The 15150-nt window shown below is 67.5% G+C and carries 12 protein-coding genes; 10 read left to right on the top strand and 2 right to left on the bottom strand.

All coding sequences use genetic code 11. The features are described 5' to 3' along the window. The first annotated feature begins 75 nt into the window (after window positions 1-75). On the top strand, window positions 76-900 hold the full coding sequence (locus M4J39_RS13165) for an SDR family NAD(P)-dependent oxidoreductase (RefSeq protein ID WP_251728531.1): 825 nt from the start codon (window positions 76-78) through the stop codon (window positions 898-900). 854 nt (window positions 901-1754) lie between these two features. After that, the gene (locus tag M4J39_RS13160; RefSeq protein ID WP_251728529.1) at window positions 1755-2081 is read left to right on the top strand and encodes a hypothetical protein; all 327 of its coding nucleotides are present in this window, start codon (window positions 1755-1757) and stop codon (window positions 2079-2081) included. 75 nt (window positions 2082-2156) lie between these two features. Here M4J39_RS13160 and M4J39_RS13155 read toward each other — a convergent pair whose 3' ends face one another. Both M4J39_RS13155 and M4J39_RS13150 read right to left on the bottom strand, forming a co-directional pair. Continuing rightward, on the bottom strand, window positions 2157-3437 hold the full coding sequence (locus tag M4J39_RS13155) for an MFS transporter (RefSeq protein ID WP_251728527.1): 1281 nt from the start codon (window positions 3435-3437) through the stop codon (window positions 2157-2159). A gap of 84 nt (window positions 3438-3521) precedes the next feature. Continuing rightward, entirely contained in the window at window positions 3522-5807 is a 2286-nt protein-coding gene (locus M4J39_RS13150) for a beta-glucosidase (RefSeq protein WP_251728525.1), read from the bottom strand. Between the two features lie 142 nt (window positions 5808-5949). Here M4J39_RS13150 and M4J39_RS13145 point away from each other — a divergent pair, with 142 nt between their 5' ends. The 8 genes from M4J39_RS13145 (at window position 5950) to M4J39_RS13110 (ending at window position 14478) form a co-directional block, all read left to right on the top strand. Continuing rightward, entirely contained in the window at window positions 5950-6579 is a 630-nt protein-coding gene (locus M4J39_RS13145) for a TetR/AcrR family transcriptional regulator (RefSeq protein WP_251728523.1), read from the top strand. A 162-nt stretch (window positions 6580-6741) separates the two neighbouring features. Continuing rightward, the gene (locus M4J39_RS13140; protein ID WP_251728522.1) at window positions 6742-8175 is read left to right on the top strand and encodes an alkaline phosphatase; all 1434 of its coding nucleotides are present in this window, start codon (window positions 6742-6744) and stop codon (window positions 8173-8175) included. A 448-nt stretch (window positions 8176-8623) separates the two neighbouring features. Beyond that, complete coding sequence (locus M4J39_RS13135; RefSeq protein WP_251728520.1) at window positions 8624-8914, top strand: GIY-YIG nuclease family protein; 291 nt, start codon at window positions 8624-8626, stop codon at window positions 8912-8914. Between the two features lie 440 nt (window positions 8915-9354). Continuing rightward, window positions 9355-10935 (top strand): ABC transporter substrate-binding protein, encoded by a 1581-nt coding sequence (locus M4J39_RS13130; protein WP_251728518.1) that lies wholly within the window; start codon window positions 9355-9357, stop codon window positions 10933-10935. A 149-nt stretch (window positions 10936-11084) separates the two neighbouring features. Then, window positions 11085-12092 (top strand): ABC transporter permease subunit, encoded by a 1008-nt coding sequence (locus M4J39_RS13125; protein WP_251728516.1) that lies wholly within the window; start codon window positions 11085-11087, stop codon window positions 12090-12092. Continuing rightward, the gene (locus tag M4J39_RS13120; protein ID WP_251728514.1) at window positions 12089-12949 is read left to right on the top strand and encodes an ABC transporter permease; all 861 of its coding nucleotides are present in this window, start codon (window positions 12089-12091) and stop codon (window positions 12947-12949) included. Before M4J39_RS13125 ends, M4J39_RS13120 begins: the two co-directional genes overlap by 4 nt. Further along, entirely contained in the window at window positions 12946-13734 is a 789-nt protein-coding gene (locus tag M4J39_RS13115; RefSeq protein WP_251728512.1) for an ATP-binding cassette domain-containing protein, read from the top strand. Before M4J39_RS13120 ends, M4J39_RS13115 begins: the two co-directional genes overlap by 4 nt. 150 nt (window positions 13735-13884) lie before the next feature. Beyond that, window positions 13885-14478, top strand: coding sequence for an ABC transporter ATP-binding protein (locus tag M4J39_RS13110; RefSeq protein ID WP_251728511.1), 594 nt, complete (start codon window positions 13885-13887; stop codon window positions 14476-14478). Window positions 14479-15150 lie beyond the last annotated feature (672 nt).

Here is a 15150-nt window from a genome sequence, read left to right as displayed (position 1 = left end):
CGTGGGCGGGAGACGGACGGTTCCAGCGATTGCGGCCGATCGGCGCAGACCGGCCCGCGCAACGAGGAGGTGGGCATGCGGACCATCGTCATCACGGGCGCCAGCGACGGCATCGGCGCCGCGGCGGCGCGGCAGCTCAAGGCCGGCGGGCACCGCGTGGTGCTGGTCGGGCGCTCGCCGGCCAAGACCGAGGCGCTGGCGCGGGCGCTCGACGCGCCGTTCCACGTGGCCGACTACGCGCGTCTCTCGGAGGTGAAGCGGCTGGCCGGCGAGCTTGCCGCCTACGAGCGGATCGACGTGCTCGCCAACAATGCCGGCGGCATCATGGGGCCGCGCACCGTCACCGAGGACGGCTTCGAGAAGACCTTCCAGGTCAACCACCTGGCCGGCTTCCTGCTGACGCGCCTTTTGATGGACAAGCTCGCCGCGAGCGGCGCCAGCGTGATCCAGACATCGAGCTTTGCCGCCAACGTCTGGGGGCGGGGGTTGGACGTCGACGATCTCGGCCAGACGCGCGGCTATTCGCCCACCAGCGCCTATGGGCGCAGCAAGCTCGCCAACATCCTGTTCACGCGCGAGCTCGACCGGCGCCACCGCGCCGACGGCATCGCCGCCGTGGCCTTCCATCCGGGCTTCGTGCGGTCGAACTTCGCCGAGGACACCATCTTCTTCATGCGCTGGTTCTACCACACGCCGCTGCGCTACCTCGCCACCATCAGCCCCGAGGCCAGCGCCCGCCGGCTGGTGAGGCTCGCCGAGGGAGCGCCGGGCCGCGACTGGCAACCGGGCGAGGTGTATCTGAAACGCGCGCGCATGCCGGTGCTGTTCCGCGACGACGGAAGCGTGGCGCGGGCGCTGTGGGAGCGCAGCGAGGATATGGTGGCGCCGTTCGTCGGCTGAGCGATTGGGGCCGGTGTCGCAGAAATGAAATGATATAACGTTACGGTGCTTCCGTTGCCGATTGTGCCCCTTTCGGCCGCATCGGGAAGCCGTGACCGGTTCCCCAGCGCCCCCGTTGATGAAGAGCGGCGGGGGCGCTTTTCGTTTTTGGGGGGGAAGCGCGATATCGGGCGTCGAGGAGAGGGCGCGTGATAGCGGCCGGGAGCTTCGTTCTGCCTGAGGCCCTCTGCCTGCGCAGGCGGCGCTTTGCTCGCCGTTTGTCGTTCTGTCTCCCCTAACCATAAGGCTGTCCTCCTCTGCGAAAGCAGAGGACCTCAGGCAGGAAGGGGCCATGAGGGTAATATCGGGCGCCCGTGGTTAGGAGAGTTTGATATGGGCCGAGGTGCGTTCTCGTCCTGAGGTCCTAGCCTTCGCCAGGATGACAGTTAATTGATATGAAACAAGGGGATGCGGCGTGTTTCCGGTGCGCTTCCGGTGGCCGGAAGGGGTTCCCGTTCCCATCACTCTCCCGTCATCCTGGCGAAGGCCAGGACCTCAGGCCGAAAAGGGCGCGAGGGTGATATCGGGCTCCCCTGGTTTCGGGAGTTTGACATGGGCCGAGGTGCGTTCTCGTCCTGAGGTCCTGGCCTTCGCCAGGATGACAATTAATTGATATGAAACAAGGGGATGCGGCGTGTTTCCGCTGTGCTTTCCGTGACCGGAATAGGCTCCCGTTCCCATCAGGCCGTCATCCTGGCGAAGGCCAGGACCTCGCGCAGGAGGGGTGTGAGGGTGATATCGGGCGCCCGCTCCTATCACTCTCCCGTCATTCTGGCCTTCGCCAGGATGACGGTTAATTGATATGAAACAAGGGGATGCGGCGTGTTTCGGCTGCGCTTTCGGCGGCCGGAAGGGGCTCCCGCTTCTATCATGCTGTCATCCGGGGCGTGCCGGGGCGTCTGCTGCACCACTTCGTGCGCAGCTACTTGGAGACCGGGCGCTGCGACTTCTCCAACCGCGAGATCCGCCGCGACCGCGCGTTCAACCTTCCCGACTTCAAGGACAACCTCGAAACCCGCCTGATCCTCCTGCGCCGCCGACTGGAAGAACGCGGCGGCCCCGTGCGCCTCCTCCGTCCGGAGCGGGGCCAGATCCGGCTGGTGATCGACGGCGTGCCGGAGATCAGGGTGGTGGAGGCGTAGGGGGCGTGTCGCCAAAGGCGAAGGGCCGCGCTGGGCGGCCCTTGCAGGTTTGGTGTCGCTTCCGAAGCCGTTCTGTCAGCGGACCGAGCGGATCATGGCGATCATGACGACGCCGATGACGGCGACGACGGCGACCGTGGGGAAGATCATCTGGTAGCCGATGGCCGAGATGGCGACGGCGGCGATGGCCGGGCCGAGGATCTGGCCGCCGGTGTTGGCGAGGTTGAGCACGCCGAGGTCCTTGGCGGCGGTGGCCGGGTTGGGCAGCACCTCGACGTTGAGCGCCTGATCCACCGAGTTGAAGATGCCGCTGCCGATGCCGGCGATCAGCGCGTAGACCAGCATGGTCCAGGGCGCGGTGGAGAAGAAGGGCACCAGCGCGCCGACGGCGACCATCAGCCCGGCGAGCGCCACCGGGCCCTTGCGGCGGCCGATCTTGTCGGAGATCGGGCCGGCCACCAGCGCCATGGCCAGCGCCGTGACCATCAGGATGATGGAGATCAGCTCGATCTGCCGGCCGACGTCGCCCTCGGCCACCTTGAGGTAGTCGGTGAGGATGAACAGCTGGTAGCCCTGGATGGCGAAGGTGGCGGTGGTGATCATCAGCTTGCCGAACAGGGCGAGGTAGTAGTCGCGGGCGTTGCGGCGGGGAATGGAGAAGTTGTCGAGGATCATGTCGCGGCTGAGGGTGCGCCTCGGCATCGGCCGGCTGGAGGCCTCGCGCATGATCATCGCGGCGATCGGCCCCGACAGCAGGATCAGCACCGCCATGGAGACGAAGCCGGTCATCAGGTCGTCGAGGAAGCGGGCGTTGAAATACTGCCCGCCGTAGAGGCCGAGCGTGAAGCCGAAGGCGTAGATCGACGAGATGGTGCCGCGGTGGGCCGGGGCGATCCGGTCGGAAATCACCGCCAGGAGCGGCGCGACGATGGCGTTGAGGAACACCTGGAAGATGCACCACTCGACCAAGAGCAGGCCGACGCTGTCGGCCTTGCCCATCAGGATCAGCATGGCGGCCGAGCCAACCGAGCCGGCGATCAGCCAGGGCGTGCGGCGGCCGAGGCGCGAGCGCGTCAGGTCGGACAGGGCGCCGATCAGGATGTTGGCGACGGTGGCGACCACCATGGCCGCGATCGACAGCATGGCGATGATGTTGGCCTTGTTGCCGGGATCGATGATGGCGACGCGGGCCGGCAGCAGCACGGTGGCGGTGCCGAAATAGGGCCCGAGCCACAAGAGCACGCCGGCGCAGAGCGCGATGCCCAGGCGATAGGGAACGCGCGGCTGCTCGGCGTCGCCGATGGAGGCAGACCAGGGGAGGGCGGCTTCGCCCTCGGACGAAGGAACAGAGGTCATGGGAAATCTCCGCAGGGATCGACCACGCCGCCGGGGATCAGGGGGTGGGCCCCGGCGGCGGGTCGGCTCGGCAAAAGGGGGGGATCAGTTGCCGGCGATCTTGCCAGTGACGTTGCCAGTGACATTGATGGTGGCGGTGAGACGGTCGGGATCGCCCCAGAAGCCGGCGGCTTCGACGCGGATGAGACCGGATGCGACGCGGATGCGGCGGGTGGCGGCATCCCAGCGGCCGAGCGGCAGCAGCGAGGCGGTCACCTCGACCGTCTTCCGCTCACCGGCGGCGAGATCCACCACGGCAAAGCCGAGCAGCTCGCGCTCGTCGGCCCGGTCGCCGTCGGTGCGCGCACCATAGACCTGCACCACGTGATGGCCGGCCACGGCACCGGCGTTGGCCACCGTGACGCGGAGCTTGAGGCTGTCATCGCCGGCCGGATCGACCTGCATGTCGGACAGGCGATAGGCCGAGTAGGACAGGCCGAAGCCGAGGGGGAAGTCGGCGGCGACGCCGTTCTTCTGCATCAGGCGGTGGCTGTACCAGTGGTCGTAGGTGATGGCCTTGGCATCGCGGTCGAAGAAGGGCGTGTCCCTGGCATCGGCCGGGATCGGGTAGGGCAGGCGGCCGCTGGGGTTGCGCTTGCCGAAGACCACCTCGGCCAGCGCGTGGCCGCCTTCCATACCGGCGTACCAGCCGATGAGGATGGCGGGCACCAGATCCTTCCAGTCGTGGACGATGACGGCGCCGGCCGTCTCGATCACCACGACGGTGCGCGGATTGACGGCGGCCACGGCCCTGATCAGCGCCACGTCCTCCGGCAGCAGGCCCAGCGACAGGCGATCGCCGCCGGCTTTGCCGCCGCCGACCACGCTGGTGCCGCCGCCGAGGGTTGCGAGCACCTTGTCGCGCTGGGCGCGTTCCGCGTCGTTCCGCGCCTCGGGGTAGAGGGCGAGGAGGTCGGCGCGGGTTGCCACCGAGCCGTCGACGAACTCGCCTTCGTCGGCCGAGGTATAGCCGACGACCACGACGGCTGCGTCGGCCTTGGCGGCCAGCGCGGCGGCCTTGGCCGGATCGCCGGACGCGTCGGAGTGCAGCGCGACGGAGGTGCCCTCAAGCGCCTTGCCGAGGCCGGCGAGCGGGGTGACGACATAGGGCGCGCGCACCGACGACGAGCCGAGGTCGCCGGTGTTGGGCGTGTCGCAAAGGCGGCCGACGACGGCAAGCGAGGCGAGCTTTCTCGGATCGAGCGGCAGCACCGGGGCGGCGCCCACCGTCTCGTTGCGCAACAGCACCATGGCGCGGCCGGCCGCCTCGCGGGCGAGGGCGACGTGATCGGCGGAGGCGACCACCGACGGCGCGGGATCGGCGGCGTCGCGCTGGGCATAGAAGCGCAACTGCGTCTTCAGGATGCGCAGGCCGGCGCGCTCGACGTCGGCCCAGCTGCACTTGCCGCTGTCGAGGTCGGCCGGCAGGCGTTCGCCGCGCTGCTGGCGCATCGGCGCCTCGACGTCGAGCCCGGCGACGAGGGCCTTGCCGCCGTCGCGCATGCCCCAGATGAAGTCGGTGATGACGAAGCCTTCGAATTGCCAGGTGTCGCGCAGCGTCCTGGTCAGCAGGTCGGCGTTCTGGCCGGCCCAGGTGCCGTTGACCGAATTGTAGGAGCTCATTACCGCGAAGGCGCCTTCATCGATGACGCGCTTGAAATGCGGCAGGAAGGTTTCGTGCAGGTCGGCCTCGGCAATGGTGACGTCGACCGAGAAGCGGGCGTTCTCCATGCTGTTGAGCGCGAAGTGCTTGGCGCAGGCCATGGCATGGTGCTGGATGCCGCGCGTCAGCGCCGCGCCCATCTCGCCGAGGATCACCGGCTGGTCGGAGTAGGTCTCCTGCACCCGGCCCCAGGCCGGATGGCGCGGCAGGTTGATGCAGACGCCGCCGAAGAAGTTGGCGCCGAGGGCGCGGATTTCCCGGCCGATCACCTCGCCGACCTTCTCCTCCAGTGCAACGTCCCAGGTGGCGCCGCGCGCCATGGAGACGGGGAAGCAGGTGGAGCGGCCGAGAACCGAGCCGCGCGGACCGTCGGCGAAGCGCACGCCGGGAACGCCCAGCCGGTCCACCGCGCCCATGACGTAGGGGTAGACGTTGTAGCCGTCCTCGACCAGGCTCTGCATGGCCTCCCAGAAGGGCTGGTCGCCACCGAGCAGCGAAAGGCGTTCGTCGGCGGTCATGCGGGCATAGAGCGCGCGGGCTTCGTCAACGGGCTTGGCGCCTTTGCGCACCCGGTCGACGGCCTGCGTGAAGGTGTCTGGGGCGAAGGCTTCCGGTGCCGGCGACGCAGCGTCGGGCGCCGCCTCCGTGTGGGGGCGGTTAAGGGTCATTCTGGTCCTCCCTCGAGTAACGCGATGCGCCTTACTTAATACATACTAGGTATTCTGTAAAGCCGGGGCGCGACGCTGACGGAGGCGAAAAAGATGTGCTATAAGAAGGCCATCCGTGAATTTACGAAGAGAGTCGATTCCCTTGGCCCGAGAGCTTTCACCCCCGCCCCGCCTGACGCGCGAGCGCAAATCGGCCGACGCGCGCCGCTCGCAGATCATCGAGGCGGCGACCCAGCTGATTGCCGAGCGCGGCTTCTGGGGGGTGACGCTGCGGGACGCCGCCGTGCTCTGCGGCATCACCGAGGCGGGCGTGCTGCATCACTTCCAGAACAAGGCGCGGCTGTTGATCGCCGTGCTGGAGTATCGCGACGAGGCCGACTTCCAGGCGCTGGCCGGGCTGCTCGGGGTGAGTCGGGACGACATCGACCTCGATCCGCTGCCGGTGACGCTGCGCCAGCTCTGCACCGCCCTGATCCGCCGCAACGCCGGCCAGCCGGAAATCGTCCGCCTCTACAGCGTGCTCAACGCCGAATCGCTGGAGCCGACGCACCCCGCCCACGGCTATTTCCAGGACCGGGAAGACATGGCGCTCACGCTGTTCGCCCGGTCGATCCGGGGCGTTGCCAACGCCGAGCACGTCGCCCGGCACGTGCTGGCCCTGATGGACGGGCTGCAACTGCGCTGGCTGCGCAAACCCGACGAGATCGACCTTGTCGACGAATGGAACCGCCTGTTCGACCACGCCTTCGCCAAGCTGGAAGTTGCGAGGTAGGGGGAGAGGGGCGCTTGGCTGAGGGCGCGTGATACGGGCCGCCCACTCTCCCGCCGGACTTGCCGCCGCCATCCGCACTACCACGGATGCGCGGCCGGTGTCGCATAAGTGCAATGGTATAACGTTACGCCTCCTCTGTCACTTCGGACAGGGGAGCTCCAGATGCGCTTGATCAAGACATTCCTGATCGCCTTCGCCGCGACGTCGGCGATCGTGCCGGCCGCCGTCGCCGCCGACGGCGTCGCCAAGAACGTCATCGTCATGATTTCCGACGGCGCCGGCATCAACACCTGGCACGCGGCGAGCTACTACCGCCACGGCGGCCTGGGCCACGAGGTCTATGACGGCTTCGACACCAAGCTGTTCATGTCGACCCACCCGCTCAACACCAACAAGGAGCCGACGGGCACCGACGAGGGCTCGGTCAAGTTCGATTCGGCCGCCATCTGGGATGCCGCGCCGGTCGACACCGTCTTCAAGGGCGCCATCGGCGACTATGCCGGCTTCTTCGCCGGCTACGACTACGTCCGCGCCGACGTGACCGACAGCGCCGCCGCCGCCACGGCGCTCGCCACCGGCCACAAGACCTACAACAACGCCATCAACTGGTCGAACACCGACCAGCGCCTCACGCACATCGGCGAGATGGCGGTGGAAAGCGGCCGGGCGCTGGGCGTCATCACCTCGGTGCAGTGGAGCCACGCGACGCCGGCCGGCTTCCTCGCCCACAACCGCAGCCGCAACGACTATGTCGGCATCGGCAAGGAGATCGTGGAGAGCGGCCTTGCGAGCGTCGTCATGGGTTCGGGCCACCCCTATTTCGACAAGAACGGCAAGCCGATGGAGCCCAAGGACGACGCGGCCTTCAAGTATGTCGGCGGCAAGGACACCTGGGAGAAGCTGAAGGCCGGCGCCACCGACTACAAGCTGATCGAAACCCGCGCCGACTTCGAGGCGCTGGCCGCCGGCACGCTGGACCTCGGCGGCAAGACCAAGGTGCTCGGCACCGTGGAAAACAACGCCACGCTGCAGTTCAACCGCGCGGGCGTCGCCGCCGGCAACCTCCTCGCCAATGAGCCGGACCTGCCCACCATGACGCGCGGCGCGCTGGAAGTGGTGGCCAAGGACCCCGACGGCTTCTTCCTGATGGTCGAGGGCGGCGCCGTCGACTGGGCCGCGCACGCCAACAACCTGCCGCGCCTCATCGAGGAGCAGATCGACTTCAACCAGTCGGTCGAGGCGGTGGTCGACTGGGTGGAGGCGAACTCCTCCTGGGACGACACGCTGGTGATCGTCACCACCGACCACGGCAACGGCCTGCTCCTGGGCCCGGATTCCGACAAGGCCGCCTATTCGGACATCGTCAGCCAGGGCGCCGGCGCGCTGCCGCTGGTCCGCTGGCACAACGACAACCACACCCGCGAGCTGGTGCCGCTCTACGCCAAGGGCAAGGGCGCCGACTTCTTCACCACCGTCGCCAAGGCGGAAGCCGGCCTCGCCGCCTACCATGTGCCGGCGGAAAGCCAGGTCTTCGTCGACAACACCGACGTCTACAAGGCCAGCGCCAAGGCCTTCGGCTTCAACGCCCAGTACTGACGCCGACAGCGATAGCAGGTCGCCGATCGTGCCCCGTTCGGCGACCTCGGGAGGGCCGGTCCCCGGTTCCCCAGCGCCCCCGCTGATGAAGAGCGGTGGGGGCGCTCTCGTTTTCTGGGGGAGGGGAGCGTTATATGGGGGCGGTTCGGGGAGCGCTATATCGGCGTTGCGCCCCTTTCTGCCCGAGGTCCTCGCCTGCGCAAGGATGACAATTTATATATAGGGTACAGGCGGATAGCGGTTGTATACGCTTGCGGGCGTTGTGTTCCGCGCGGGTGGCAGTGATGACGCGTTGGGGGGTGGCGAGCGGCCTATCCCACTACTCCCCTCTATATAAAGCTGTCATCCTTGCGCAGGCGAGGACCTCGGGCAGAAAGGGGCGCAACGCCGATATCGGTCTCCCTAATCCACGGTTGCACACCCCCCGCATTTCCGCGAAGCTCGGCCCATGAATCCGGGCTGGGTCTACATCGTCACCAACAAGCCGCAGGGCGTGCTCTATGTCGGCGTCACCTCCGATCTGGAGGGGCGCATCTGGGAGCATCGCAACCACGTCTATCGCGGGTTTTCCGACAGTTACAATTGCACGCGGCTGGTCTGGTACGAGGACTACGACGAGATCGTCGACGCCATCGCGCGCGAAAAGCAGGTGAAGCACTGGAAGCGCGGATGGAAGATCAAGGCGATCGAGGAGATGAACCCGGAGTGGGAGGATCTCTTCGAGACGATCATGTGGTGAGGGGGAGCGTGATATCGGCGTTGCGCCTCTTCCGGCCTGAGGTCCTCGCCTGCGCAAGGATGACAGCTTTATATAGAGGGGAGTAGTGGGATAGGCCGCCTGCGAAGCCCCAATGCGTCATCGCCGCCATTACGCGGAACACAACGCCGCAAGTGAACGCAACCGCTATCTGTTTGTCACATATGTATAAATTGTCATCCTTGCGCAGGCGAGGACCTCAGGCAGAAAGGGGCGAGGGGTTGATATCGGACTCCCCCTTTTCCCCCTCAGCCTCTCTCTCCCTCAACCCCTCCCGCGCCCCGGAAATGGATAGTTTTCCGGATCTCTGGTATGATCTTTTTATGTAGACATCATACTCGACTCGGTTTTATGGTCGCCTCGCATTCCGGTTTGTTCGATGTGCAACGACCGCGTCCCCGACGCGAGCGAGGAGTTTTGCCGTGTCCATTCGTACCTGCCTCACCGCCCTTCTGGCGGCGTCCGCCCTCGTGGCGTTTCATCCCACCACGAGCCTTGCCGCGCCCAAGACGGAGCTGGTGCTGGCCATCGGCGGCGAGCCCGACGATGGGTACGATCCGGTGCTCGGCTGGGGGCGCTATGGGCATCCGCTGTTCCAGTCGACGCTTCTGACGCGCGAGGCGGATCTTTCGACGACGCCCGATCTCGCCACCGCCTGGAGCCTGAGCGACGACCGGCTGACCTGGACGGTCAAGGTGCGTGAGGGCGTCAAGTTTTCCGACGGCACGCCGCTTTCGGCCAAGGACGTCGCCTTCACCTTCACTGAAACGGCCAAGTCGGGCGGCGCCGTCGATCTCTCCGTCATGGAAAGCGCCACCGCCACCGACGACGAGACGGTGGTGATCAAGCTCAAGCGGCCGTGGATCACCTTCGTCGAGAACTTCTACTCGCTCGGCATCGTGCCGGCTGCCGAATATGACGCCGGCTATGCCCGCAAGCCGGTCGGCTCCGGCCCCTACCGCATGGTGTCGTGGACCGAGGGCGAGCAGCTGATCGTCGAGGCCAACCCGTTCTACTACGGCAAGACATCGCCCTTCACCCGCATCACCTTCCTGTTCACCGGCGAGGACACGTCGCTGGCCGCCGCCAACGCCGGCAAGGTGGACGTGGTGTCGGTGCCCGCGACGCTGGCCGACAGCTTGCCGAACGGCTTCAAGGCGGTGATCGCCGATACCGTCGACAACCGCGGCATCGTGTTCCCCATGCTGCGCAACGAGGGCAAGACCGACGCCGGCGGCTACCCGATCGGCAACGACGTGACCTCGGACATCGCCATCCGCAAGGCGATCAACCTCGGCCTCGACCGCAAGGCGCTGGTCGACGCGGTGCTGCTCGGCCACGGCACGCCCGCCTACGGCCCGGCCGACGGCCTGCCGTGGTCCAACCCGGAGGGGCGGCTCGACGAGGACGTCGACGCCGCCAAGGCGCTGCTCGATCAGGCCGGCTGGGCGCCGGGCGGCGACGGCGTGCGCGTCAAGGACGGCCTCCGCGCCGCCTTCGACGTGATCTACCCCTCCAGCGACAGCGTGCGCCAGGGCCTCGCGGTGATGCTTTCCGAGCAGATGAAGGCGCTGGGCATCGAGATCACCCCCAAGGGCGACACCTGGGAGGGCATCGGCCGGCTGAAGCACGCCAACCCCGTTCTGTTCGGCTGGGGCAGCCACAGCCCGCAGGAGGTCTACAGTCTCTACCAGAGCGATTGGGCCGGCATCGAGTCCTACAACGCCGGCTATTTCAGCAACGCCGCCGTCGATGCCCACTTCGCCGAGGCGCAGGCGGCGGAAAGCCTCCAGGCGTCCTACCCCTTCTGGAAGCAGGCCGAATGGGACGGCAAGACGGGCTTCTCGGCCAAGGGGGACGCCGGCTGGGCGTGGATGGTCAACCTCGACCACGTCTACTTCGTCAGCGAGTGCATCGACGTGGGTGAGACGCAGATCGAGCCGCATGGCCACGGCTGGCCGATTACGTCGACGCTGCAGAACTGGAAGTGGACCTGTAACTGACCGAAATTCTACTGGGGCGGGCATCTGGCATAGAACGCTGCGCTTCCGGTGCTCACGGACCTCAAGTCCGCTCCGCTCCGGTTCTCGAAGCCATCGCCATCTGCCGCACCCCAGCGAATTTCGGACCAGTTCCAAGAGGTGGAACTCAAGTGACTATCTGGACCCGATTCGTCGCGATCCGCTTCCTCCGGCTGGCCTTGTTGCTGGCCGGGGTGGCGGTGGTCGCTTTCGCGCTGGCCAAGCTGTCGCCGGTCGATCCGGTCACCGCCTATCTCGGCCCCAACATTGCCAAGGTCGGCCCCGAGCAGCGGGCGTTGATCGCCGCGCGCTGGGGGCTCGACCAGCCGGTGACGGTGCAGTTCCTCCATTGGCTCTCCAACCTCGTCTCCGGCGATTTCGGCTGGAGCGCCACCTACAACGCGCCGGTGACGGCGGTGATCGGCAGCCGCGTCGCCGCCTCGGCGGCGCTGATGGGGCTGGCCTGGCTGCTCTCCGGCGTCATCGGCTTTTCGCTCGGGGTGATCGCCGCCACCTTCCAGGGCGGCTGGTGCGACCGGATCATCCGCGTCTACGCCTACGTGCTGGCGTCGACGCCGACCTTCTGGATCGCCATACTCTTGCTGATGGGCTTCTCGGTCGCGCTCGGCTGGACGCCGGTTTGCTGCGCCGCGCCGATCGGTCTCTTGCCGGGGGAGGCGACGCTGTTGCAGCGCCTCCATCACCTGATCCTGCCGCTGGTGGCGCTTTCCATCCTGGGCATATCGCAGATCGCGCTGCACACCCGCGCCAAGATGATCGACATCCTGGAATCCGACTTCGCCACCTACGCCCGGGCGCAAGGGGCGAGCCGCCTCGACGTGGCGCTGCGCCACGGGGCGCGCAACGCGGCGCTGCCGGCCATCACCGTGCTGTTCGCCTCGCTGGGCGAGTTGTTCGGCGGCTCCATCCTGGCCGAGCAGGTGTTCGCCTATCCCGGCCTCGGCAGCGCCACCATCGAGGCCGGCGTGCGCGGCGACGTGCCGCTTCTCCTCGCCATCGCCATGGGCACGACGCTGTTCGTCTCGGTGGGCAACACCATCGCCGACATTCTCTACGTGGTGGCCGATCCGCGCATCGACCTCGCTTCCGACGCCGCCCTCAGGGAGATCGGACCATGACCGCCGTCGCAGACGACTGTTGCGTCACCCCCGCCCCGCGCTTCGGCACGCGCAAGGCGGTGCTGATCGTCGCCGCCCTGGCCGCCGCCGGGCTTGCCGCCGTCATCGTCTTCGCCCTGCTGTCGGGCGATGCCGGCGTCGTCACCAACTTCCGGGCGCGGCTCGCCGCCCCGTCGTTGTTCCACCCCTTCGGCACCGACGCGCTCGGCCGCGACATGCTGGCGCGCACGCTGAAGGGGCTGGCTCTCAGCTTCCGCGTCGGCCTGTTCGCGGCGACGGCCTCGACGGTCATCGCCCTGGTGCTGGCGCTGGTGGCGGCCGGCGGGCCGCGCTGGGCCGACGCCATCGTCGCCTATCTCGTCGACATGACCATGGGCCTGCCGCATCTGGTGCTGCTCATCCTGATCTCCTTCGCCTTCGGCGGCGGCGCCAACGCGGTGATCATCGCCGTGGCGCTCACCCACTGGCCGCGCCTCACCCGCATTCTGCGCGCCGAGATCCTGCAACTGCGGCAGGCCGAGTACGTGACGATCTCGCGCAACTTCGGCAAGTCGCCGCTCCACATCGCCCGCCATCACTTCGCGCCGCATCTCATTCCGCAGATGCTGGTGGGGCTGGTGCTGATGTTCCCGCACGCCATCCTGCACGAGGCGGGGCTGACCTTCCTCGGCTTCGGCATCGAGCCGACGACGCCGGCCATCGGCGTGCTGCTGTCGGAGAGCCTCAGGTACCTCACCGCCGGCAAGTGGTGGCTGGGCCTGTTCCCCGGCCTGGCGCTGCTCATCGCCGTGCTGGCCTTCGACGCCATCGGCAACGGCCTCCGCACCCTGACCGATCCGCGCGGGAGCCAGTCATGACGCTTCTTTCCGTCGACCGCCTGACGGTCGCCTTCCGCCGCTACAGCGGCCTGATCGACCGGGTGGACATCGACTGCCTCGCCGACCTCACGCTCGACGTGGCGCGCGGCGAGATGGTGGCGCTGTTCGGCGCCTCGGGGGCGGGCAAGAGCCTGTTCGCCCACGCCGTGCTCGGCCTGCTGCCGCCAAACGCCGTGGTCAACGGCTCGATCCGCTTCGAGGGCGAGCGTCTCGACGCCTCGCGCATCGCCCATCTCAGGGGGCGGCGCATCGCCCTGGTGCCGCAATCGCTCAGCCATCTCGATCCGCTGGCGACCGTCGGCCGGCAGATCGGCTGGGCGGCGAAGCGGGTGGGGCGCAAGGGCTTCACGCGGGAGGACGCGGTGGCGGCGCTCAACCGCTTCGGGCTCGACGAACTGTTCCTTGAGAGCTACCCGCACACGCTGTCCGGCGGCATGGCGCGACGGGTGATGCTGGCCATCGCCTCGGTGGGCGACCCCGACCTCGTCATTGCCGACGAGCCGACCAACGGGCTCGATCCGGTCAATGCCGAGAAGGTTTTCGGCTTCCTGCGCGGCTTTGCCGACGACGGCAAGGGCGTGGTGGTGATCAGCCACGACCTCGCGGCGGCGGTGGCCTCGGCCGACCGGGTGGCGGTGCTCAGGGACGGCGCGCTGGTGGCGACCGAGCAGGCCGCGACCTTCATGCGCAACGGCGGCGAGGGGCTGACGCCCTACGCGCGGGCGCTGTGGAGAGCGCTGCCGCAACACGAGTTCAGAGCCTGACCCGCAGTTCTACTGGGCCGGGCACCTAGCTTCGTCTTCTGCGCTTCCGGTGCTCACGAACCTCAAGTTCGCTCCGCTCCGGTTCTCGAATCCATCGCTATCTGCCTCGGCCCAGCGAACTTCGGGCCAGGCTCTCACGGAGGCCGGTTCATGCTTGAGGCGCGCGACATTTCCTTCCGCTACGGCCCGCGCGATCCGCTGGTCGTGCAGGGCTTCGACCTCGCCATCGGCCCCGGCGAGGTGGTGGGCCTTGCAGGTCCCTCGGGGCGCGGCAAGTCGACCATCGGCCGGCTGCTCGCCCGGCACCTCCGCCCGACGGCCGGGGCGGTGACGGTGAACGGCGCTCAGCCGCCGGCGCGCGGTTTCAACCCGGTGCAGTTCCTGTCGCAGACCCCGATCTTCGCCGCCAATCCGCGCTGGACGGTGGGGCGGATCGTCGGCGAAGCGTGGACGCCCGACGCCGACACCGTGCACGGCCTCGGCGTGCGGCCGGCTTGGTTCGACCGCTTCCCGCACGAACTCTCCGGCGGCGAGCTGCAGCGCATCACCATCCTGCGCGCCCTGGCGCCGGGCTTGCGCTACCTCATCGCCGACGAAATCACCTCCATGCTCGACCCGCTGGCCCAGGCGGAGATCTGGAAAGCGCTGCTCGGGTTGGTGAAACAGCGCGCCATCGGCCTCCTCGCCATCAGCCACGACGCGCATTTGTTGGGGCGCGTGGCGGATAGGGTGGTGACGGTTTGAGGGGGATGGGTGAGGGGAGTGTGATAGGGGCCGGGGAGATTTCTCGTCCTGAGGTCCTGGCCTTCGCCAGGATGACGGTTAATTGATATGAAACAAAGGGATAAGTCGCGTTTCCGGTGCCAGTTTGGTGGCCGGAAGGGGCTCCCGTTCCCATCACTCTGTCATTCTGCGCGTAGGCGCAGAACCTCGGGCCGGAAGGGGCGCTGAGGGAGATATCGGGCTCCCGCTCCTATCACGCTGTCATCCTGGCGAAGGCCAGGACCTCGGGCCGGAAGGGGCGCTGAGGGAGATATCGGGCGCCCGCTCCCATCACTCTCCCGTCATCCTGGCGAAGGCCAGGACCTCGGGCCGGATGGGGTGCGAGGTTGATATCGGGCGCCCCTGTTTGGTGGAGCTTGATATGGGCCTGGGAGATTTCTCGTCCTGAGGTCCTGGCCTTCGCCAGGATGACGATTAATTGATATGAAACAAAGAGATGCGGTGTGTTTCCGGTGCCAACTCGGGGGGCGGAAGTGGCTCCCGTTCCCATCACTCTCCCGTCATCCTGGCGAAGGCCGCTTGCATTCGCGCACGAATGCAAGGTGGACCTCGGGCAGGAAAGGGCGATGTCGGTGATATCGGGCTCCCGTGGTTAGGGGAGCTTGATATGGGCCTGGGAGATTTCTCGTCCTG

Source organism: Pleomorphomonas sp. NRK KF1 (assembly GCF_023721755.1).
Taxonomy (GTDB): domain Bacteria; phylum Pseudomonadota; class Alphaproteobacteria; order Rhizobiales; family Pleomorphomonadaceae; genus Pleomorphomonas.
This window is presented reverse-complemented; position numbering and strand designations above follow the sequence as displayed.

What these genes read in the sequence shown, in the direction of transcription:
- M4J39_RS13165 (WP_251728531.1), top strand. Translation starts at nt 76, where the DNA reads ATGCGGACCATCGTCATCACGGGCGCCAGCGACGGCATCGGCGCCGCG.
- M4J39_RS13160 (WP_251728529.1), top strand. Translation starts at nt 1,755, where the DNA reads ATGCGGCGTGTTTCGGCTGCGCTTTCGGCGGCCGGAAGGGGCTCCCGC.
- M4J39_RS13155 (WP_251728527.1), bottom strand. Translation starts at nt 3,437, where the DNA reads ATGACCTCTGTTCCTTCGTCCGAGGGCGAAGCCGCCCTCCCCTGGTCT.
- M4J39_RS13150 (WP_251728525.1), bottom strand. Translation starts at nt 5,807, where the DNA reads ATGACCCTTAACCGCCCCCACACGGAGGCGGCGCCCGACGCTGCGTCG.
- M4J39_RS13140 (WP_251728522.1), top strand. Translation starts at nt 6,742, where the DNA reads ATGCGCTTGATCAAGACATTCCTGATCGCCTTCGCCGCGACGTCGGCG.
- M4J39_RS13135 (WP_251728520.1), top strand. Translation starts at nt 8,624, where the DNA reads ATGAATCCGGGCTGGGTCTACATCGTCACCAACAAGCCGCAGGGCGTG.
- M4J39_RS13120 (WP_251728514.1), top strand. Translation starts at nt 12,089, where the DNA reads ATGACCGCCGTCGCAGACGACTGTTGCGTCACCCCCGCCCCGCGCTTC.
- M4J39_RS13115 (WP_251728512.1), top strand. Translation starts at nt 12,946, where the DNA reads ATGACGCTTCTTTCCGTCGACCGCCTGACGGTCGCCTTCCGCCGCTAC.
- M4J39_RS13110 (WP_251728511.1), top strand. Translation starts at nt 13,885, where the DNA reads ATGCTTGAGGCGCGCGACATTTCCTTCCGCTACGGCCCGCGCGATCCG.